The organism is Streptacidiphilus sp. PAMC 29251, from assembly GCF_054208735.2.
Genome location: NZ_CM135725.2, coordinates 9,676,527 through 9,697,137, shown reverse-complemented (window position 1 = coordinate 9,697,137; position 20,611 = coordinate 9,676,527). Strand labels below are relative to the sequence as shown.

At 71.8% G+C, this 20,611-nt stretch carries 17 protein-coding genes; all 17 read left to right on the top strand.

All coding sequences use genetic code 11. From position 1 onward, the window contains the following. Positions 1–16: 16 nt before the first annotated feature. The 17 genes from hppD (at position 17) to ACXKR8_RS46315 (ending at position 20,570) form a co-directional block, all read left to right on the top strand. Positions 17–1,150 (top strand): 4-hydroxyphenylpyruvate dioxygenase, encoded by a 1,134-nt coding sequence (gene hppD, locus ACXKR8_RS46395; RefSeq protein WP_458270567.1) that lies wholly within the window; start codon positions 17–19, stop codon positions 1,148–1,150. Continuing rightward, a complete protein-coding gene (locus ACXKR8_RS46390; protein WP_458270566.1) occupies positions 1,150–2,073 on the top strand; it encodes a phytanoyl-CoA dioxygenase family protein in 924 nt (307 codons plus the stop codon). The genes hppD and ACXKR8_RS46390 overlap by 1 nt, the downstream gene beginning before the upstream one ends. Further along, a complete protein-coding gene (locus tag ACXKR8_RS46385; RefSeq protein ID WP_458270565.1) occupies positions 2,066–3,037 on the top strand; it encodes a thiamine pyrophosphate-dependent dehydrogenase E1 component subunit alpha in 972 nt (323 codons plus the stop codon). Before ACXKR8_RS46390 ends, ACXKR8_RS46385 begins: the two co-directional genes overlap by 8 nt. Further along, positions 3,037–4,008 (top strand): alpha-ketoacid dehydrogenase subunit beta, encoded by a 972-nt coding sequence (locus ACXKR8_RS46380; protein WP_458270564.1) that lies wholly within the window; start codon positions 3,037–3,039, stop codon positions 4,006–4,008. Before ACXKR8_RS46385 ends, ACXKR8_RS46380 begins: the two co-directional genes overlap by 1 nt. A 31-nt stretch (positions 4,009–4,039) precedes the next feature. After that, positions 4,040–5,668 (top strand): class I adenylate-forming enzyme family protein, encoded by a 1,629-nt coding sequence (locus ACXKR8_RS46375; protein WP_458270563.1) that lies wholly within the window; start codon positions 4,040–4,042, stop codon positions 5,666–5,668. 1 nt (position 5,669) lies between these two features. Continuing rightward, positions 5,670–7,091, top strand: coding sequence for a condensation domain-containing protein (locus tag ACXKR8_RS46370; protein ID WP_458270562.1), 1,422 nt, complete (start codon positions 5,670–5,672; stop codon positions 7,089–7,091). Further along, positions 7,088–8,017 carry a 3-oxoacyl-[acyl-carrier-protein] synthase III C-terminal domain-containing protein gene (locus ACXKR8_RS46365; protein WP_458270561.1) on the top strand — a complete coding sequence of 310 codons (930 nt, stop codon included), beginning with the start codon at positions 7,088–7,090 and terminating at the stop codon, positions 8,015–8,017. Before ACXKR8_RS46370 ends, ACXKR8_RS46365 begins: the two co-directional genes overlap by 4 nt. Before the next feature lie 56 nt (positions 8,018–8,073). Continuing rightward, a complete protein-coding gene (locus ACXKR8_RS46360) occupies positions 8,074–8,370 on the top strand; it encodes a phosphopantetheine-binding protein (protein ID WP_458270560.1) in 297 nt (98 codons plus the stop codon). Positions 8,371–8,372: 2 nt separating this feature from the next. Next, on the top strand, positions 8,373–9,275 hold the full coding sequence (locus ACXKR8_RS46355; protein ID WP_458270559.1) for a hypothetical protein: 903 nt from the start codon (positions 8,373–8,375) through the stop codon (positions 9,273–9,275). Further along, the gene (locus ACXKR8_RS46350; protein ID WP_458270558.1) at positions 9,272–10,372 is read left to right on the top strand and encodes an alpha-hydroxy acid oxidase; all 1,101 of its coding nucleotides are present in this window, start codon (positions 9,272–9,274) and stop codon (positions 10,370–10,372) included. The genes ACXKR8_RS46355 and ACXKR8_RS46350 overlap by 4 nt, the downstream gene beginning before the upstream one ends. Continuing rightward, on the top strand, positions 10,369–11,700 hold the full coding sequence (locus ACXKR8_RS46345) for an aminotransferase-like domain-containing protein (protein ID WP_458270557.1): 1,332 nt from the start codon (positions 10,369–10,371) through the stop codon (positions 11,698–11,700). The genes ACXKR8_RS46350 and ACXKR8_RS46345 overlap by 4 nt, the downstream gene beginning before the upstream one ends. Next, positions 11,697–12,416 (top strand): 4'-phosphopantetheinyl transferase family protein, encoded by a 720-nt coding sequence (locus ACXKR8_RS46340; protein WP_458270556.1) that lies wholly within the window; start codon positions 11,697–11,699, stop codon positions 12,414–12,416. Before ACXKR8_RS46345 ends, ACXKR8_RS46340 begins: the two co-directional genes overlap by 4 nt. 65 nt (positions 12,417–12,481) lie before the next feature. Next, positions 12,482–14,431, top strand: a complete 1,950-nt coding sequence (locus tag ACXKR8_RS46335; RefSeq protein WP_458270555.1) for an FAD/NAD(P)-binding protein — start codon at positions 12,482–12,484, stop codon at positions 14,429–14,431. After that, positions 14,428–15,840: a nitrosuccinate lyase gene (locus ACXKR8_RS46330; RefSeq protein WP_458270554.1), complete on the top strand. Its 1,413-nt coding sequence runs from the start codon at positions 14,428–14,430 to the stop codon at positions 15,838–15,840. The genes ACXKR8_RS46335 and ACXKR8_RS46330 overlap by 4 nt, the downstream gene beginning before the upstream one ends. Positions 15,841–15,954: 114 nt before the next feature. Beyond that, positions 15,955–16,905 carry a hypothetical protein gene (locus ACXKR8_RS46325; RefSeq protein ID WP_462100134.1) on the top strand — a complete coding sequence of 317 codons (951 nt, stop codon included), beginning with the start codon at positions 15,955–15,957 and terminating at the stop codon, positions 16,903–16,905. Then, positions 16,820–19,126, top strand: coding sequence for a hypothetical protein (locus ACXKR8_RS46320; protein ID WP_462100133.1), 2,307 nt, complete (start codon positions 16,820–16,822; stop codon positions 19,124–19,126). Before ACXKR8_RS46325 ends, ACXKR8_RS46320 begins: the two co-directional genes overlap by 86 nt. After that, the gene (locus ACXKR8_RS46315) at positions 19,020–20,570 is read left to right on the top strand and encodes an RICIN domain-containing protein (RefSeq protein WP_462100132.1); all 1,551 of its coding nucleotides are present in this window, start codon (positions 19,020–19,022) and stop codon (positions 20,568–20,570) included. The genes ACXKR8_RS46320 and ACXKR8_RS46315 overlap by 107 nt, the downstream gene beginning before the upstream one ends. Positions 20,571–20,611 lie beyond the last annotated feature (41 nt).

Below are 20,611 nucleotides of genomic sequence, written 5' to 3'. Positions count from 1 at the left end.
CGGAAATGGAGCGGCAATGGACTTCCTCGGCGTCGATCATGTCGAGTTCTATGTGGGTGACGCACGCCAGGCGGCGTACCTGCTGTGTTCCGCGTTCGGCTTCCGCCTCTACGGGCAGGGCGGTCCGGAGACCGGCCTGCCCGGGCAGCGCAGCCTGCTGCTGGGCCAGGGCGACTGCCGGGTGCTGCTGACCTCGGGCCTGCTGCCGGGTCACCCGGCCGTGGAGTACGTGTCCCGGCACGGCGACGGGGTGGCCGTGATCGCCTTCGGCACCAGTGACGCCGCGGCCGCGTTCACCGGCTCGGTGGCGGGCGGCGCCACCCCGATCGAGCAGCCCTGGACCTACGAGGGCGGCGGCGCGTCGGTGGTGACCGCCACCGTCTCCGGCTTCGGCGACGTGGTGCACCGGCTGGTCGAACGGCACGGCTCGGACCGGGAGTTCCTGCCCGGCGCGATCGAGATGCTGGACGTACCGCCGCCGGCCACCCCGGACCTGCTGCAGACCATCGACCACGCCGCGGTCTGCGTGCCGGACGGACAGCTCGACGCGATCACGCACTACTACCGCAAGGCCTTCGGCTTCAACATGATCTTCGAGGAGTACATCGAGGTCGGCAAGCAGGGGATGTTCTCCCAGGTGGTGCAGAGCCCCGGCGGCGGCGTCACGCTCACCCTGATCCAGCCGGACCTCAGCCGCTCCCCCGGCCAGATCGACGACTTCCTGGCCTGGCACGACGGCCCCGGCGTCCAGCACCTGGCGCTGAGCAGCCGCGACATCGTCGCCGCGGTCGACACCCTGGCGGAGCGCGGCATCGGCTTCGCGTCCACCCCGGCCAGCTACTACTCCTCGCTGGACGGGCGGCTGGGCGCGGTCGACCTGCCGGTGGAGCAGCTGCTGCCGCGCGGAATCCTGGTGGACCGGGACCACTGGGGCCAGATGTACCAGATCTTCGCCAAGTCCCTGCATGTGCGGCGCACGTTCTTCTGGGAACTGATCGAGCGTCACGGCGCCCGCACCTTCGGCACCAGCAATATTCCGGCCCTCTACGAGGCCAAGGAGAGGGAGCTCGCCACCGTGCGCCAAACCGTTGAGATACCCCTGCCGGTCGAGATGGACCTGCCGGTCGAGAGCGTAGAGGCAGGCCTCTGATGACCGACACCACCACCCGCTCGTTCGCCCTCACCGAGGAGGAGCTCGCGCTCCTGCCGGACGCCGACGACATCGCCTTCTACGCCGAGCACGGCTGGTACCTGACGAAGCAGCTGCTCACCGACGAGGAGGTGGACCGGCTGGTCGCGGCCAGCGAGGCCTACTACGCCGGCGAGCGCAGCCGGGCGCTGCCGGTCCGGCCGCCCCGGCTGGCGGCCTGGCAGCCCTCGGACGGGCCGGTCCAGCGGCACAACGACTACGTCCACTACGAGAGCGACCCGATCGCCGACGTCCTGCGCAAGCCGCTGATCGGCGCGGTCGCGGCGCTGCTGGCCGGGGCGGACGAGATCCGGGTGTTCCAGTCCACGCTGATCCTCAAGCCGGCCGTCAGCGGCGAGCCCAGCAACATCGTGCCCTGGCACTTCGACAAGCACTACTGGTCGTCGTCCAGTTCCGAGCGGATGCTGACCGCGTTCATCCCGTTCCACGACTGCGACGAGGAGATGGGCACGCTCACCGTGGTCGACGGCAGCCACCTGTGGCAGGAGACCGGCCGGGACGACTCGATGACCAAGCACTTCGCCGAGCGCGACAAGACCGACCTGGAGCGGGTGCTGGCCGAGAACGCCGCCTACAACGCGACCGAGGTCCGCAAGGTGCCGCTGATCATCCCCAAGGGGCACATGAGCTTCCACCACTGCCGGACCTACCACGGCAGCGGCGCCAACCGCAGTGACCGGCCGCGCCGCGCGCTCTCGTTCCACTTGCAGGACGGCGGCAACGAGTACCGCAGGTTCGAGCTGAGCAACGGCGACCTCGCGAGCTACAACCACGACGTGCTGGTCCGGCGGCTCCCGGACGGGCGTCCCGACTACGCGGACCCGGCGTTCTGCCCGGTGCTCTGGCGGGCCGACCATGACTGACGCTCCCTCAGAAAGCCTCTACCGCACCGTCGCGCTGATCCGAGGCTTCGAGCAGCGGGCGATCGCGCTGGTCAAGTCGGGGGTGATCCGCGGCGGCATCCACCCCTACACCGGGCAGGAGGCGATCGCCGCGGGCACCTGCGCGGCGCTGCGCCCCGACGACGTGATCACCAGCACCCACCGCGGCCACGGCCACGTGCTCGCCAAGGGCGCCGACCCGGCCCGGATGATGGCCGAGCTGGCGGGCCGGACCACCGGACTGAACCAGGGCCGCGGCGGCTCGATGCACGCGGCCGACTTCGGCGTGGGCGTGCTCGGGGCGAACGCCATCGTCGGCGCGGCGGTGCCGATCGCCACCGGCGCCGCCTGGGCCTTCCGGCGGGCCGGCTCCGACCGGGTCGCGGTCACCTACTTCGGCGACGGCGCGGTCAGCCAGGGCGTGGTGCTGGAGACCTTCAACCTGGCCGCGCTGTGGCGCGTCCCGGTCGTCCTGGTCTGCGAGAACAACGGCTTCGCCACCTCGATGCGGACCGAGCGCTCGGTGGCCGGCACGATCCTGGGACGGGCCGAGGCCTTCGGCATCCCGGCCCGCACCGTGGACGGGATGGACCCCGAGGCGGTGCTCGACGCGACCGCCGAGGCAGTGGCCCGGGCCAGGTCCGGGGGCGGCCCTTCGCTGCTGGAGTGCGTGACCTACCGCTTCGACGCCCACCACACCTGGGAGCACACCGCCCGCCCCCGCTACCGCACCGACGAAGAGGTCGCCGAGGGACGGGCCCGCGACCCGCTGGAGATCCAGGGCGCGCGGATCCCCGAGGCCACCCGCGCCGGGATCGACGCCGAGATCGAGGCGCTGCTGGACGCGGCGGTGGAGTTCGCCGAGGCCGGGCCGCACCCCGACCCGGCCACCGCGCTCGACCACCTCTACGCCACCGGGATGCGGGCCAGGGCGGGGGCGCTCTGATGCCGAACCTCTCCTACCTCAAGGCGCTGAACCGCGCCATCGGCGACGAGATGGACCGCGACCCCGCCGTCTGCGTCTTCGGCGAGGACGTCGGGGTGGCCGTCACCAATGCCACCGCCGGGCTGCTCAAGCGGTTCGGGCCGGACCGGGTGCTGGACACGCCCATCTCCGAGCAGGCCTTCACCAGCTTCGCCACCGGCGCGGCGATGGCCGGGCTGCGCCCGCTGATCGAGTTCCAGATCCCGGCGCTGCTGTTCCTGGTCTTCGAGCAGATCGCCAACCAGGCGCACAAGTTCTCGCTGATGACCGGCGGTCAGACCCGGGTGCCGGTGACCTATCTGCTCCCTGGCTCCGGCTCCCGGGACAGCTGGGCCGGCCAGCACTCGGACCACCCGTACAGCCTGTTCGCGCATGTCGGTGTGAAGACCGTGGTGCCGGCCACCGCCTCGGACGCCTACGGCCTGCTGGCGACGGCGATCCGGGACGACGACCCGGTGGTGGTCTTCGCCCCGCACGGGGCGCTCGGCTTCCGGGAGAACCTGGACTTCGCGCAGCTCGCGCCGATCCCGCTCGGTGTCGGCCGGATCCACCGCAGCGGCACCGACGTCACCGTGGTGGCGGTCGGCCAGCTGGTGCACGACGCGCTGGCGGTGGCCGAGGAGCTGGCCGGGACGATCTCGGTCGAGGTCTTCGACCCGCGCTCGCTGCACCCCTTCGACTGGTCCGGCCTGGCCGCGTCGCTGGAGCGGACCGGACGCCTGGTGGTCATCGACGACTCCAACCGGTCCTGCGGCATCGGCGCGGAGATCCTCGCCACCGCAGCCGAGGAGATGCGGCTGACGGCGCCGCCCCGACGCGTCACCCGGCCGGACGGCGCCGTCCTGCCGTTCGCCCGGGAGCTCGACCTGGCCTGCCAGCCGACCCGGGCCCAGCTCCGGGTGGCGATCGAGAAGACGGTCGGGGCCGGATGACCGGCCGACCACGTATTCCAAGGAGAGTGCTGTGACGAGGACCAACATCAGAGCGAGGCTGGCCGCGGATCCGGACCTCGGCGCGGGCAACGTCCTGCACAAGCTGTTCGAGCACGGCGCCGACCCGGAAGGACCCGGCGCCGGCTTCGACGTCCCGGTCGACGGCTTCCCGGCCTGGCAGGGGCTGACCCTGGGTCAGCTGCGCGAGCGGGTGGCGGCCCGGGCCGCCTGGTGGCACGCGCAGGGCGTCGGGCCGCGCGACCCGGTCGCCATCTATGTGTCCAGCTCGGCCGACTGCCTGCTGAACTTCCTGGCCCTCACCTGGCTGGGCGCGATCCCGGCGCTGGTGAACCAGTACGTCCCCGGCGACATCGCGGCCGAGTACATCCGGCGGCTGCGGGGCGTGGGGCTGCTCACCGACCCCAAGCACCGGGCCCTGCTGGACGGCCAGGACCTCGGCCTGGCCCTGCACGCGGACACCGCCGAGCCCGGCACCGGCGATCCGGCGCTGGCGCCGGCGCCGTACCAGCACCACGGCGACGACCCGATCGCCATCACCCACTCCTCCGGCACCACCCGGATGCCCACCGCCGTGGTGCACTCCAACAACAGCCTGTTCGCGGCCACCCGGCTGTTCCGGCTGGCGGCGCCGCGGGCCCGGGGGGCGGCCAGGATCCTCAGCGCGCTGCCCTCCGCCCACGCGGCCGGCATCTCGGCGCTGAACCTGGCCCTGTGCAACCGCAGCGACCTGATGTTCCTGTCCACCCAGAACGACGGCGCCGCGGTGGTGGAGGCGATCGAGCGCTGGAAGCCGACCGGGGTCTTCGGCTTCGCCGCCACCTGGGCCCAGATGGCCCGCTACGACCTGGCCGCCCGCGATCTGGACTCGGTGGCGCTCTGGTTCAACACCGGCGACTGCGCGCACGAGCCGCACATCCGCAACCTGGTCGCGGCCGGCTCCCAGGAGACGGTCACCCGCGAGGGCGTCCGGCGGATCCCGGGCTCCAGCTTCGTGGACGGCCTGGGCTCCACCGAGATGGGCCACTCCGCGTTCCACATCACCCACAGCATGGGCACCGAGCGCTACGGGCGCTGCGTCGGCGTGCCGCACGGCTTCGCCGAGGTCGCCCTGCTGGACACCGCCACCGGCGAGGAGGTGCCGGAGGGCGAGGTCGGTCACTTCGGGCTGAAGGCGCCGACGCTGGCCCCCGGCTACTGGAACGACTCGGTCGCCACCTACCGCAACCGGCTGAACGGCTACTACCTCACCGGCGATCTGCTCTACCGGGACAAGGAGGGCTACTACTTCCACGTCGACCGGGCGGTGGACTCGGTGGACCTCGGCAACGGCGACTGGCTCTACACCGCCATGTCCGAGGAGCGGATCCTGGCCGCCTGCGCCGATGTGCACGACTGCACCGTGGTCTCGCTGGAGGTCGACGGCAAGGTGGTCACCGATGTGCTGCTCACCCTGCACGCCGGGGCCGACCCCGACATCGACCGCACCCCGGCGGTCCGCGCGGCGCTGACCGACGCCGCCGCGGCGACCCTGCGCAGGATCGTCCTGGTCTCCGAGGAGGAGCTGATCGTCGGCCCGACCGGCAAGGTCCGCAAGTTCCTGATGCGGCAGCGGCACCGGGCCGAGACGGCGGCGGTCTGACATGGCCGTCGAGCTGACCGGACCGGTGCCGGTACCGCCGGTCACCGAGCTGGTCCCGGTCGACTTCACCGGCGAGGGCGCCGGCGTCGAGGAGATGTCCTGGGGGATGTGGGAAATCTGGCACGCGATGTCGGGCCAGAACACCTCGCTCCCGCTCGGCGGCCGGATCCCGCTGGCCGAGGGCACCACCGTCGCCGACGTGGCGGAGGAACTGCGCTATCTGATGACCCGGTTCCCGTCGATGCGCACCCGGCTGCACTTCGACGCCACGGGCCGGCCCACCCAGGAGCTGTTCGGTTCCGGCGCCATCGGCCTGGAGGTCTACGACGCCGGGGACGCCGATCCGGACGACGTCGCCCTCGCCGTCGAACGGCAGTACCGGCGCACCCACTTCGACTACGTCGACGAGTGGCCGGTCCGGATGGCCGTGGTGCGGCAGGACGGCCGGCCCAGCCATCTGGTCACCATCATGGACCACCTGGTCATGGACGCCCATGGCTCGCTGACCATGCTCCGCGAGGTCAAGGACCGGGTGACCACGCCGGTCACCGGCCTGCAGCAGCTGGAGCAGGCGCAGTGGCAGAACTCCCCGGCCGGGCAGCGGCAGAACCACAAGGCGCTGCGCTACTGGGAGGGGATCCTCCGGTCGGTCCAGGCGCAACGGCTGCCGGGACCCACCGACCCGCGCACCCCGCGGCACTGGCTCTCCGACTTCCGCTCACCGGCCCTCACCGCCGCGCTGCCGGTGATCGCCGCCCGCACCGGGACCGACACCTCGACCGTGCTGCTGGCGCTGTTCGCGGTAGCGCTGAACCGGATCACCGGGATCAACCCGGTGGTGGTCCGGCCGGTCTCCAACAACCGCTTCAGGACCGGACTGGCCGATGTGGTGTGCATGGTGGCCCAGGCCGGCATCTGCGCCATCGACGTCGAGGACACCACCTTCGACGAGGCCGTCGACCGGGCCCGGCGCGGCACCATGTCCGCCTACAAGTACGCCTACTTCCACCCGCAGGACGCGCGCGACCTGACCGCCCGGATCTCCGAGGAACGGGGCGAGGAGGTCGACACCGCCTGCTTCTTCAACGACCGCAGCACGCACGCCCTGCCGCAGGACAGCCGGGTGCTGAGCCCCGAGGAGCTGGACGAGTCGCTGCGGAAGGCGCAGGGCGAGACCGTCTTCCGCTGGGTCGACCGGCGGGAGGACCCGACCGAGCGACTGTTCGTCAACATCCTCGACGCCCCGGACAGCCTGGTGATCGAGATCAACATGGACACCCACTACTTCGCCCCGGCCCAGACCGAGGCGCTGGCACGGGACATGGAGGCGATCGCGGTCGCGGCGGCCGTGGACCCGGCCGTGCCGACCCGGGCTCCGGCCCCGGCCCCGGCCGTCGCGGTGCAACCGGGGCCGGCTCGGTGACCGCGCTGATGGCGGTGGCCGGCTATCTGCCGTCCACCCGGGTGCCGATCGAGGACCTGGCCGAGCGGTTCGGGCTGACCCCGATGCAGCTCAAGATCTTCCGGCGCTACCACAAGCTGGGCCAGGTCGGCCGCGACCCGGACGGCAGCCTGCTGGACCTGCTCCGGCAGGCGGTCGCGGCCCTGGAACCGCTGCGCGGCCAGGAGCACCGGGTCCGCTACGTCCTGCACGCGCGGACCTTTCCCACCGTCGTGCCCTACCCGTACAACCCGCTGCAGGAGCTGTGCCAGGAGTTCGGACTCGACCACGCCACCGTGTTCGCGGTCGGCCAGCACGCCTGCGCCTCGGGCCTGTTGGCCGTGGACGCGGCAGGGCGGCTGCTGGACGCCGACGGCGATCCCGACGGCCTGGCGCTGGTCCTGGCCGGGGAGAAGGCGTTCACCGGCGAGTCGCAGATGGTACCGGACACCTCCTTCTTCGGGGAGGGCGCCTCGGCCTGCCTGGTCGCCCCCGCCGGCGAACGCGACCGGCTGCTGTCCTACGCCACGGACCTCAGGGGCGAGTTCGACACCGACGAGGAGGAGGACGCCCTGGAGTTCCAACGGGTGTACGCCGACGCGTTGGCCGCCGCGATCCAGGCGGCCGTGGAACGGGCCGGGCTGACCATGGACGCGATCAGCCTGATCCTGCCGCACAACGTCAACCACGTTGCCTGGCACCAGGTCTGTCGGACCCTCAACTATCCGCGCGAGCGCGTGCTGCTGGACAACGTGGCCACCGCGGGGCATGTCTTCTGCGCCGACACCTTCATCAACTACCGCACGGCGCAGCAGCAGGGGCTGTTACGACCGGGCGAGCCCTATGTGATGGCCGCGGCCGGCGCGGGACGCGGCGCCACCTTCTCGGCCATGGCCTTCCAGCACTGACCTCTCCGCACCCAAAGCACCCGGCGCACACAGAGCACCCACCGAAAGGATCCCCGATGACGGAGCAGGACACCGCCCTGACCGCGATCGACCCGGCCCTGCGCGAGCAGCTGGTCGACAGCATCTGCGCCCTGCTCCCCCACGTCCTCAAGCGCGAGGTGTCCGGGGCCACCGCCGACACCACGCTGATGGAGGCCCTCGGGATGAGCTCCACCACGGGTCTTGAACTCGTCCTGGAACTGGAGGAACGCCTCGAGTTGGAGATCAGCGTCGAGGACCTCGGCCGCGGCGACTTCGGCACGGTCGGCACGCTGGCCGACTACGTCGCCGGAAACCTGGTCCCGGAAGCGTGACCATGCGCACCTTCGCCCCCCACCGAGCGGGAGAGCGGACGCCTGCCGCCTGGGGCGTCCGCCGCGCCGTGCGGCTGGCCTTCCCGGACCCGGCGGCGCTGGCCGGTGACACCGTCCACACCGACCGGTTGCGGCTCTACCTGACCGACCTGCTGCGCCCGTACGGGCTCAAGCTGGACGCGGACGCGCTGGAGCAGGGGGGGCAGTCCTACGGGGAGATGGCCGAGGCGCTGATCCGGCTGGCCGTGCCCGCGGGCGAGTCGGTGGACCTGCTGGTGCTCGCCTACGCGGTGCCGGACATCACCCCCGGCCGGGCCACCACCACCTATCTGAGCCACATCTGCCCGGGCGGTCCGATGGCGTTCGCGGTCAGCGACCAGGGCAGCGGCGCGGCGTTCACCGCGCTGCGGCTGCTCCGCGCCTACGCCGGGGACGGCGGGCTGCGGCGCGCGCTGCTGCTGGTGGTCGAGCAGGGCTCGCTGCCCTACGACCCGGGGGTGCCGGTGGCCCTCCCGGCCGGGAACTTCGGCGTGGCGCTGCTGTTCGGCGAGCCGGAGCCGGGCGAGCGGGTGACCGGGATCGGCGAGGTGAGCACGCGGGCGCTGCCGTCCGAAGCGGCGATCGAGGCCTTCGGCCTCGGCCCCGAGCCCGTCACCGCCGTGTTCGGGTCCTCGCTGGCGGCCCTGGTCCCGGCCCTGACCGAGGCACTGGCCGAGGACAAGCAGCTGAGGGTCGTCGACGCCGGACAGCCGTGCACGGGAGTGTGGTGGGAGCTGGCGGGCGAGCTGGCCGAGCCCTCCACTGCGTCCCAGAACCTGCTCCTGGCCGACTACGACCCCGGGCTGCGCCAGTTCTCCCTGGCTGCCTTCGACCTGGGCGCCGGCGTCGATGGGCGGCTGCAATGACCACCACCACGCCCCCGGTCTGCATAGAGGACTACCAGCGCCTGGCCCGGCTCCGCCTGGACGGGTCGGTCTGGGACTTCATCGAGGGCGGCGCCGAGACCGAGCGCACCCTCGCCGCCAACCGCCGCGCCTTCGAGCGGGTGACCCTGCGCCCCCGGGTGCTGGTCGACGTCTCGCACGTCGACACCAGCACCGAGCTGCTCGGGGCCAGGCTGGCCACACCGGTGGGCGTCGCCCCCACCGCCTACCACCGGCTGGTGCACCCGGAGGGGGAGGTCGCCACCGCGCGCGGCGCCGGAAAGGCCGGGGCGCTCTATGTGGTCAGCATCTTCGCCAGCCGCACCCTGGAGGAGATCGCCGCCGAGGCCACCGGGCCGCTCTGGTTCCAGCTCTACTGGCTGCGCCGGCGCGAGGTCCTGGCCGGCCTGGTGGACCGGGCCGCCGGGGCCGGCTGCCGCGCGATCCTGCTGACCGTGGACGCGCCGCGGCTGGGCCGACGGCACCGGGACGCCCGCAACGGCTTCGCGATCGGGGCCGGCATCTCCGCCGTCAACCTGGATCCGGCGCTGATGGCCTCGGCCCACCGCACGGACGCCGGTGTCTCCGCGCTGGCGGTGCACACCGCCGAGGCTGTCGACCCGTCAGTGACCTGGGCCGACCTGGCCTGGCTGCGCGCGCGGAGCGAACTGCCGCTGGTGCTCAAGGGCATTCTCACCGCCCAGGACGCCGTGCTCGCCGTGGAGCACGGCGCCGACGCGATCGTGGTCTCCAACCACGGCGGCCGGCAGCTCGACGGCGCCACAGCGAGCCTGGACGCGCTGGCCGAGGTGGTGGACGCGATCGGGGCTGCCGTCCCGGTGCTCTTCGACGGCGGGGTCCGCGGCGGCACCGATGTGTTCGCGGCGCTGGCGCTGGGGGCCCGTACCGTCCTGCTCGGCCGGCCGGTGCTGTGGGGGCTGGCCGCAGACGGCGCCGCCGGGGTGGCCGGGGTGCTGGACCTCGCCACCGAGGAGCTGGCCCACACCATGGCGCTCACCGGACGGCCCAGCCTGAAGGCGCTCGACAGCACCGCCGTGGCACTCAGGAGCGAAAGATGAAGGAGCCTCGGACGATGGCGGTGGAGCTGGCACGCGAGGAGCTGCACGGGTCGGTCGCCGACCCGGCCTCGGCCTCGATGAACTTCCTGAACGAGGTCACCGCCCGGTTCCCGGACGCCATCTCGCTCGCGGCGGGACGCCCGTTCGAGGGCTTCCACAGCAGCGACGACCTGGACCGGTACCTCAAGACCTACCTGGCCCATCTGGAGGAGCTCGGCCTCAGCCAGGAGCAGCGGCAGACGCAGCTGCTGCAGTACGGCCGGACCAACGGCAACATCGGCGCGCTGATCGCGCGGATGCTGTCGGTGGACGAGGGGATCGAGGTGCCGGCGCAGTCGGTGATGGTCACCGCCGGCTGCCAGGAGGCGATGGTGGTGGTGCTGCGCGGGCTGTGCGCGGCACCGGGCGATGTGGTGCTGGCGGTCGAGCCCTGCTACGTCGGCCTGACCGGGGCGGCCCGGCTGCTGGACATCGAGGTGGTGCCGGTGCCCGAGTCGGCCGGCGGGCTCGACCCGGAGACGGTGCTGGAGGTGGCCCGTGCGGTGCGGGCGAGCGGACGCCGACCGCGCGCCCTCTACCTGGTGCCGAGCTTCGCCAATCCGTCCGGGGCGACCATGCCGACGCCGGCTCGGCGCCGGCTGCTTGAGGTGGCCGCGGAGGCCGACCTGCTGATCCTGGAGGACGACCCCTACGGACTGTTCGGGCTGGACGACGAACCCCGGCCCGCGCTCAAGGCGCTGGACACCGAGCAGCGGGTGGTCTACCTGGGCTCCTTCGCCAAGTCCTTCGTCCCCGGCGTCCGGGTCGGCTTCCTGGTCGCCGACCAGACCGTGATCGACGCGGAGGGGCGGCGCACCCTGCTCGCCGACGAACTCTCCACGGTCAAGAGCATGCTGACGGTGAACACCTCGCCGATCGCGCAGGCGCTGGTCGGCGGCTTCCTGGTGGAATCCGGCTGCAGCCCACGGGCGGCCGGACAGGAGAAGATCCAGTTCTACCGGCGCAGTCTGCGCACCCTGCTGGCCGCGCTGGAAAGCGAGTTCGGCGAGGACCCGCGGGTCCGCTGGAACGCGCCGGACGGCGGCTTCTTCGCCGTGGTCGAGCTGCCGCTGATCGCGGACGTGCGGTTGCTGGAGACCTCGGGGCGCGACTACGGGGTGCTGTGGACCCCGATGAGCTTCTTCTACAGCGACACCTCCGGCGCCGCCGCAGGCTGCCAAGCAGTTCGGCTGTCCTGCAGCGCCCTGGAACCGGCCCAGGTCGAGGAGGGCGTCCGCCGACTGGCCGCACTGGTCCGGGACCACGCAGAACCGGCGGTGCCCCGATGACCACGACAGTGCTGAGTGCGGTCGACACGGTCGAGCTGTGGCTGGTGCCGGACCAGCCGTCCGAGCCGGCGCCGGCGGAGCTGTACGCCGTGCTCGACGCCGAGGAGCGGCTCCGTGCCGACGGCTACCGCTCGGCCGACGACCGCCGCCGGTTCATCCTCGCCCATGGCGCCCTCCGCCATATCGTCGCCCGGTATGTCGGGGTGGCGGCCGAGGAGATCCGCTGGGAGCGCGGGCCGCACGGCAAACCCGAGCTGGCCGGCCGGTGCGCCGGGACACAGGTCAACCTCTCCCATTCGGACGAGGTCGGCATGGTCGCGATCACCGCCTCGCGCCGGGTCGGCGTGGATGTGCAACGGGTGCTGCCCCGGGTGGACGCGGCCGCGATGGCGAACCGCTACTTCCCTCCCGAGGAGGCCTGCTTCGTCCGCGCGGCAGCGGACCGTGAGACCCGGGCCGACCGCTTCGCCCGGCTCTGGGCCCGCAAGGAAGCGCTGGTCAAGGCACATGGGGGGCGGCTGACCCAGGGGCTGCGGATACCGGTGCCGGACCTGGGCCCAGCACCGGCTGGCCAACCTCGAGACGCCTGGTCGCTCGACTACCACGTCAACGATGTCGCGGCGCCACCCGGCTACCGGGCGGCCCTCGCGCTGGCCGGTCCCGGGAGCTACCGAGTGGCCCGGCACCGATGGACCTGGCCGAACCGCAACAACTGACACCCCTGACTCAACCGCAAGCCCTTCATTTTGCTCGTAGCTCCCCACACCTCACGGAGACGCACATGCCCAGCGGAGACCTCAAGGTGTGCATCGTCGGGGCCGGCCCGCGCGGCCTGTCGGTTCTGGAGCGGCTCTGCGCCAATGAGCGCCAGCAGGCAGACCGCAGGGCGCTGACCATCCATGTGGTGGATCCGTTCCGCCCCGGCCCCGGCCAGGTGTGGCGCACCGGCCAGTCGCGCCATCTGCTGATGAACACGGTGGCCTCGCAGGTCACCGTGTTCACCGACGACAGCGTGGAGCTGGAAGGACCGGTCGAGCCGGGGCCCAGCCTGTATGAGTGGGCCCAGGTAGCGGCCGGTGCCGACGCACCCTTGCTCGACGACGACTTCCTCGCCGAGGCCCGCCGACTGGGCCCGGACGACTACCCCAGCCGCGCCCTCTACGGCCGCTACCTGGAGGAGATGTTCGAGCGGGTGGTGTCGATGGCCCCGCCGCAGGTGGCGATCCGGGTGCACCGCACCCTGGCGGTGGCCCTGGACGAGGACGAGCCGGACGGCAGACAGACCCTGACCCTCGCCGACGGCACCCGACTGACCGACCTGACCGCGACCGTGCTGGCGCAGGGCCACCTGCCGGTGCAGCCGACCGCCCACGAGGCGGAGTTGGCCCGCGCGGCAGACGCCCACGGGCTGACGTATCTGCTCCCGGCCAATCCGGCGGACCTGGACCTCTCGGTGATCAAACCGGGCGAGCCGCTGCTGCTGCGCGGCCTGGGGCTGAACTTCTTCGACCACATGGCGCTGCTGACAGTCGGCCGCGGCGGCGAGTTCACCCGCACGGCCGACCGGCTCACTTACCGACCGTCCGGCCAGGAGCCGAAGATCTACGCAGGCTCCCGGCGCGGAATCCCCTACCACGCGCGCGGCGACAATGAGAAGGGCGCCCACGGCCGTTACCACCCACGGTTGCTGACACTGCAACACATCGCCGAGTTGCGCGGGCGCGTGGCGGCCGGTGGACGGGTGTACTTCGGCCTGGACCTGTGGCCGCTGATCGCCCGGGAGGTGGAGAGTGTCTACTACGGAACTCTGCTGGCTGCCCTGGGCCGCGCGGATGAGCAACAGCACTTCGTGGAAAGGTTTCTGACGATTGATCAGGACGACTCTCCGGAAGCCCTGCTGGATGAGTACCGAATAGCCGCCGACCAGCGCTGGGACTGGGGTCGGATCGCCAAGCCCTACGGCGCAACCGAGTTCGCCGACCGCGAGGCGTTCGGCGCGTGGCTGCTGCACTACCTCGCCGATGATGTGCGCGAGGCCCGGGCCGGCAATGTCAGCGGCCCGCTGAAGGCGGCCCTGGACGTGCTCCGCGATCTGCGCAACGAACTTCGGCTCGCGGTGGACCACGGCGGCCTGGAAGGCAACTCCTATCGGGACGAACTCCAGTCCTGGTACACGCCGTTGAACGCCTTTGTCTCGATCGGCCCACCGGCCAGCCGGATCGAAGAACTGATGGCGCTGGTGGAGGCGGGCGTGGTGGAGCTGGTCGGCCCCCGGATGCGGGTCAGCATCGACCCGGATGGCCCGGCCTTTGTCGCCGAATCGGCCTCGGTCGGCGGCATGCCGGTCCGGGCCACCGCGTTGATCGAGGCCCGGCTGCCCGAGCCCGATCTGCGCCGCACGGCCGATCCACTGCTGGAACACCTGCTCAGCACCTCGCGCTGCCGCACCCACAGCATGGCGGTCGCTCATGGCGCCGACTACCGGACCGGCGGCCTGGCGGTGACCCGGCGTCCCTACCGGGTACTCGACGCGGCCGGCAGGCCCAACCAGAGGCTGTTCGCCTACGGTGTCCCCACCGAGACCGTGCACTGGGTGACCGCGGCGGGGATCCGACCGGGTGTCAACTCGGTGACCCTCGGCGACTCCGACGCCATCGCCCGCGCGGTCCTGGCACTGCGACCCGTGGGAGGCGAGCGCCCCCACACCGATCTGCTGGAGGTCATGACGTGAGTGCACCGGACAACAACGAAGCTCTGGACGCCGGTCTGCTGTCCCCGGTCCGGGTCGGCACCCCGGTCGAGGCCGCGGTGAGCGATCAGGCCTGGCTGCAGGCCATGCTCGACGCCGAGGCGGCGTTGGCCCGGGCCCAGGCCAACCTCGGCACCCTCCCACCGTCCGCCGCGGAGGCGATAACCCGGGCCGCCCGGGCGGAGCTGCTGGATCTGCGGGCGCTGTCCCTCGCCGCCCGGGAGACCGCCAACCCGGTGGTCGGCCTGGTCGCCGCGCTCACCGAACTGGTGGCCCGGACCGACCCGGAGGCAGCCCCGTACGTACACCGGGGGTCGACCAGCCAGGACGTCCTCGACACCGGAATGATGCTGGTCAGCGCCCGTGCGTTGACCATCATCAGGGCCGATCTGGAGCGGACGGCAGAAGCCCTGGGCGTGCTCGCCGCCCAGCACCGGGACACCCTGATGGCCGGCCGGACGCTGGCCCTGCACGCCGTGCCCACTACCTTCGGCCTCAAGGCCGCCGGCTGGCGCGATCTGGTGCTGGACGCGGCGGAGCGGATCGACCGGGTGCTGACCGGCGGCCTGCCGGTCTCCCTCGGCGGCGCGGCAGGCACCCTGGCCGGCTACCTGGAGTACGCGACGCTGGACGCCGCCGAGGGCAAGCCCGACCCGGAGGACTTCGCCGATTGGCTGACCGCCGCCTACGCCGCGGAGACCGGCCTGGCCGTGCCGGTTCTGCCCTGGCACGCGCTGCGCACCCCGATCGCGGACCTGGCCGCCGTGCTGGGCTTCGCGGTGGGCGCGGTCGGCAAGATCGCCGTCGATGTACTGTCGCTGACCCGGACCGAGGTCGCCGAGGTGGCCGAGGCGGCGGTGACCGGACGCGGCAGTTCGTCGGCGATGCCGCACAAGCGCAACCCGGTGCTCGCCACCCTGATCCGCAGCGCCGCGCTCCAGGTCCCCTGCCTGGCCATGGGCCTGACCCAGTGCATGCTCGCCGAGGACGAGCGCTCGGCCGGGGTGTGGCACGCCGAGTGGCTGCTGCTGCGCGAGGCCCTGCGGCTGACCGGCGGCGCGGTGCACACCGCCGTGGAACTCAGCGAAGGGCTGGTCGTCCGACCTGAGCGGATGTCGGCCAATCTGGGGCTGACCGGCAGTCAGCTGGTCTCCGAGCGGGTGGTGGCGGTGCTCGCTCCGGCCTTGGGCAAGGGCCGGGCGAAGCAGCTGCTCACCGAGGCCTCCATCACGGCGGACGCCACCGGCCGACCGCTGGCCGAGGTGCTCGCCGAGGTGCCTGCGGTGACCGAGCACCTCTCCCCTGCCGCCCTGACCGACCTCCTCGACCCGGCCGGCTACACCGGGGCGGCCGGCCCCTTGGTCGACCGTGCCCTCCGACGTCCCGGATGATAGTCATCGGATGTAACCCTTGTATGAATCGGAAATCCTCCCGTAACGTGCGCATTGCCCCCGGATAGATCCGAGCAATGGGGTGCCCTTCATGAGTCTCGCTGAGGAGAGTTCATGCCCCCACGCCCGTTTGCCGCCCTCGCGATATCCGGTCTTCTCGCCGGGTCACTGCTCGGCCTGTCCCAGACGCCAGCCTTAGCCGCTCCAGCTGCTGCCCCCACCGTCCTCTACGCCTCCCCCACCGGCGCAGCAGGCGCGGGGGCCGCCTGCACCCTGGCGGCGCCGTGCAGCCTGCCGGCCGCCGAGACCCGGGTGCGGACGCTCGCCCCGAGCATGGCCGCCGACATCGACGTCGACCTGCTCGGCGGGACCTACCGGGTGACCGGCCCGCTGCGGTTCGGGCCGCAGGACTCGGGCCAGAACGGCCACACCGTGGTCTACCAGGCCTACCCCGGTCAGGTGCCGGTGATCAGCGGAGCCAGCAAGGTCAACGGCTTCGCCCTGTACGACGCCGGCAAGGGCATCTACCGCGCCGCTGTCCCGGCCGGCACCCAGAGCAGGCAGCTGTTCGTCAACGGCGTGCGGGCCCAGCGGGCGCGTAGCGCGCTCAACCCCGACGGCTTCACCCTCAGCGGGTCGAGCTTCACCACCAGTGACGCCTCCTACACCTCCTTCACCCACCAGTCCCAGGTCGAGATCGTCAACGACAACGACTGGAAGCAGATGCGCTGCCCGCTGTCGAGCATCACCGCGCTGTCCGGCGGCGGCTCCAGCCTGAACATCGACCCGGCCTGCTTCGCCAACAACAACACCAGCGTCCCCAACCTCCAGTACCCGTTCAACGGGGCCGGGCTGCCCAAGCTGACCGGGCTCAGCTGGATCGAGAACGCCTACCAACTGCTCACCCAGCCGGGCCAGTTCTACCTGGACAGCACGGCGGGCTACGTCTACTACATACATCCCGCGCCCCGGCGAGCCGTTGTCGACCGCGGACGTCGAACTGCCCACCGCGCAGGAGCTGCTGGACCTGTCCGGCACCCCGGGCCACCTGGCGCCGGCCAATGACACCAGCAGCGCCGCCACGTACACCGGCGCCTGGTCCACCTCCACCGGGCGGGCCTTCGGTGACCTGGGCAACGACATCCACTACACCGGGACCAACGGCGACTCGGTCAGCTACAGCTTCTCCGGCACCGGTCTGGAGGTGCTCGGCGAACTGAGCCCCGATCAGGGCAATGTGGACGTCTATGTGGACGGGACCAAGACCCAGACCGTCTCGACCGCAGCGCCCACCAAGCTGGCGCAGCAGACCGTCGTCGCGGTCAGCGGACTGGCCAAGGGGAACCACACGGTCAAGCTGGTCAAGACCAGCGGCAGCTATCTGACCGTGGACGGCTTCACCGTCGTCCCCGACGTGGTCGCCCAGGTGCACGACCTGGGCTTCAGCGGCATCACCTTCACCGGCACCACCTGGAACCAGCCGTCGACCACCGGCTACATCGACAACCAGGCCGGGGTGCTGTGGGATCCGGTGGCCCACACACCGATGGTCATCCCGGCCGCCGTCCAGGTGCACCGGGGCCGGGCCATCAGCTTCAGCGACGACGTGATCGAGCACACCGGCGGCAGCGGCATCGACTTCGCCGACCAGACCCAGGACTCCACCCTGACCGGCAGTCAGATCACCGATGTCTCCGGCACCGGGGTGTCCCTGGGCGAGGTCGACGACTACTACCAGAACACGGCCGCCCTGCAGACCAGCGGCGACACGGTCACCCAGAACACCGTCGACCACGTCGGCCAGGACTACTCGGACGCCGCGGGCATCTGGGCCGGGTTCACCAAGAACGCCGTGATCTCCCACAACGACGTCAGCGAGACCCCCTACACCGGGATCTCGATCGGCTGGGGCTGGGGCTGGCAGTCCGACTGCACCCTGATCAACCAGCAGAACAACGCCCCGGCCGGCACCCCCTGCCGGCACGGCAGCAGCTATGCGGCCGGAAACCAGGTCACCGACAACTATGTGCACAGCGTCATGCAGGTGCTCAACGACGGCGGCGCCATCTACACCCTCGGCGGGCAGGGCGGCAGTTCCGGCGCGGCCGGGAGCAGCTGCTCCGCCACCTCCGTGCTCGCGGGCAACGTCCTGGCGATCGGCAACCACTCCGGCAACATGATCTACCACGACGAGGGCAGCTCCTGCTGGGACACCCACGACAATGTGGTGCAGTACCTCAGCTCGGGGGCGAGCTGGGTGTTCATGTGGACGCCGAGCATCCATGACATCACCGTGCACGACAACACCAGCGACACCGGCACCTTCACCGACAACGGCACCCATGTCACCGTCACCGGTACCACCGTCGCCTCCGGCGGGGTCTGGCCCGCGGCGGCGCTGGCGGTGATGGCCGCGTCCGGGCCGAACGGGGTGAACCGGCCGCTCACCGGCCGGATCGACGACGACGACCTCGCGATCAGCTACACCGGCAGCTGGAGCACCAGCCAGCTCCGCGGCCTGGGCGACGACAACGACGGGATCCACGACACCTCGACCAACGGCGACAGCGCCTCGCTCACCTTCACCGGCACCGGGGTGCAGGTGATCGGCGAGAAGGTCAGCGACCAGGGCGACGTGGAGGTCTACCTGGACGGGGTCGACAAGGGCGCGGTCAGCACCACCGCGGCCAGCAGGCTGACCCAGCAGCCGATCTACAGCGTCTCCGGGCTGACCCCCGGCAGCCACACCGTCAAGGTGGTCAAGAACAACGGCACCTTTATGACCCTGGACGGCTTCTCGGTGGCCCGCAGCGTCAATGACACCGACCCCGCGATCGGCTACAGCGGCAGCTGGCACGCCCAGGGCGGCCGCGGGTTCGGCGACTACGGCGACGACGTGCACTACACCACGACCAACGGGGACAGCGTCACCGTCGCCTTCTACGGCACCGGCATCAGCCTGCTCACCGAGCGGAGCAGCGACGAGGGCAAGATCGGGGTCTCCCTGGACGGCGCCGACCAGGGCACGGTGGACGCGAGCGCGGCCGGCCGGACGGCCCAGCAGACGGTGTACTCGGTCGGCGGCCTGCCGGTGGCCCGACACACCCTCACCCTCACCAAGCAGAGCGGCAGCTTATCTGCTGATCGACCGCTTCGACACCGCGTCAGCGGCGCCGACCGTGCCGCAGGACAGCCATGTCTACACGCTGACCTCGGTGAACAGCGGGCGGAACGCCGAGGTGCACGGATCGTCGCAGGCGCAGGGCTCCGCAGTGACGCAGGCTGACGCCACCGGCGCCCCGAACCAGCTCTGGCAGGCCGTCAGCGACGGCAGCGGCCATGTCTCGCTGGCGGCGCTGCACAGCGGCCAGTGCCTGGACGTCCCCGGCTCCGCCGGCACGGCCGGCACCGCGCTGGACCAGTGGGGCTGCAGCGGCCACGCCAACCAGCTGTGGCAGGTCACCCGCTCCGGCACGGCCGGGGGTTATGCGCTCAGGTCGGTCAGCAGCGGCCTGTGCCTGGACACCGCGGCCCCGGCCACCGCCAACGGGAGCGCTCTGGTGCAGCAGCCCTGCACCGGGCTGGCCGGGCAGCAGTGGCTGCTGCGGGAGCGGCCCAGGGTCGCCGCCTGGTCGCCCAGCCAGGGCAGCGGCGGCCCGGCCTTCACCAACCAGACCGTCCGGATGGTGGTGCGCAGCAGCGTGGCCGGGTCCGGGCTGCGGATCCGGGTCTCCGACGAGCGCAGCGGCGCCGCGCTGGCGGTCGGGGCGGTGGATGTCGCGGTCCGGGGCAGCGGGGGCGCGGCGGTGCCGGGGACGCACCACACCGCGCTGTTCGCGCGCTCCGGCACGGTCACCGTGGCGGCCGGCGCGGCGGTGCAGAGCGATGTGATCGGGATGACCGTCACCCAGGGTGAGGACCTGCTGGTCAGCATCTACCTGCCCGGCAGTACCGGCCCGTCCACCTGGCACTCCAACGCGATCGCCACCAGCTATCTCTCCACCGCCGGGAACCACAGCGGCGAGGACGCCGCGACGGCCTATCCGACCACCACCACCTCCTGGTACTACCTGTCCGGGCTGGACGTGGTCTCGCCGACCGCGACCGGCACGGTGGTGGCGTTCGGCGACTCGATCACCGACGGCTACAACTCCACCGTCGGCGCCGACCAGCGCTGGCCGGACCTGCTCGCCGACCGGCTGGCCGCCGAACCCGGGGGCCAGCGGCTGGCCGCGGCCGACGACGGGCTGAGCGGCAACCGGGTGCTGACCGACTCCCCCTACTCCGACCAGGGCACCGCCGCGCTGACCCGGTTCGGCCAGGACGCCCTGGGCCAACCGGGCGTCAAGGACGTGCTGCTGCTGGAGGGCATCAATGACATCCACGCCATGGTCAACGCCAATGGCAGCCCGCTGACCGCCCAGGACCTGATCAACGGCTACCAGACCCTGATCGCCCGGGCGCATGCGGCCGGGGTGCGGATGATCGGCGGGACGATCACGCCCCAGGCCTCGCTGACCGCCGACCAGCAGGCGCTCCGCACCGCCGTCAACACCTGGATCAGGACCGGCGGGGCCTTCGACGGCGTGGTCGACTTCGACGCGGTCATGAAGGACCCGGCCAACCCCGCCGCCCTCAACCCCGGCTACGACAGCGGCGACGGCCTCCACCCCAACAGTGCGGGCATGCAGGCCATGGCCGCCGCGGTGAACCTGGCTTTCCTGAGCTGACGGTCCGATGACTGCCATACTGGCAGGCAGAGGATCCAGGA

Bases quoted from the DNA above. Each gene is read 5' to 3' on its own strand.
- ACXKR8_RS46355 (WP_458270559.1), top strand. From the start codon at position 8,373: ATGCGCACCTTCGCCCCCCACCGAGCGGGAGAGCGGACGCCTGCCGCC.
- ACXKR8_RS46345 (WP_458270557.1), top strand. From the start codon at position 10,369: ATGAAGGAGCCTCGGACGATGGCGGTGGAGCTGGCACGCGAGGAGCTG.
- ACXKR8_RS46380 (WP_458270564.1), top strand. From the start codon at position 3,037: ATGCCGAACCTCTCCTACCTCAAGGCGCTGAACCGCGCCATCGGCGAC.
- ACXKR8_RS46325 (WP_462100134.1), top strand. From the start codon at position 15,955: ATGCCCCCACGCCCGTTTGCCGCCCTCGCGATATCCGGTCTTCTCGCC.
- ACXKR8_RS46385 (WP_458270565.1), top strand. From the start codon at position 2,066: ATGACTGACGCTCCCTCAGAAAGCCTCTACCGCACCGTCGCGCTGATC.
- ACXKR8_RS46350 (WP_458270558.1), top strand. From the start codon at position 9,272: ATGACCACCACCACGCCCCCGGTCTGCATAGAGGACTACCAGCGCCTG.
- ACXKR8_RS46390 (WP_458270566.1), top strand. From the start codon at position 1,150: ATGACCGACACCACCACCCGCTCGTTCGCCCTCACCGAGGAGGAGCTC.
- hppD (WP_458270567.1), top strand. From the start codon at position 17: ATGGACTTCCTCGGCGTCGATCATGTCGAGTTCTATGTGGGTGACGCA.
- ACXKR8_RS46335 (WP_458270555.1), top strand. From the start codon at position 12,482: ATGCCCAGCGGAGACCTCAAGGTGTGCATCGTCGGGGCCGGCCCGCGC.
- ACXKR8_RS46360 (WP_458270560.1), top strand. From the start codon at position 8,074: ATGACGGAGCAGGACACCGCCCTGACCGCGATCGACCCGGCCCTGCGC.
- ACXKR8_RS46340 (WP_458270556.1), top strand. From the start codon at position 11,697: ATGACCACGACAGTGCTGAGTGCGGTCGACACGGTCGAGCTGTGGCTG.
- ACXKR8_RS46370 (WP_458270562.1), top strand. From the start codon at position 5,670: ATGGCCGTCGAGCTGACCGGACCGGTGCCGGTACCGCCGGTCACCGAG.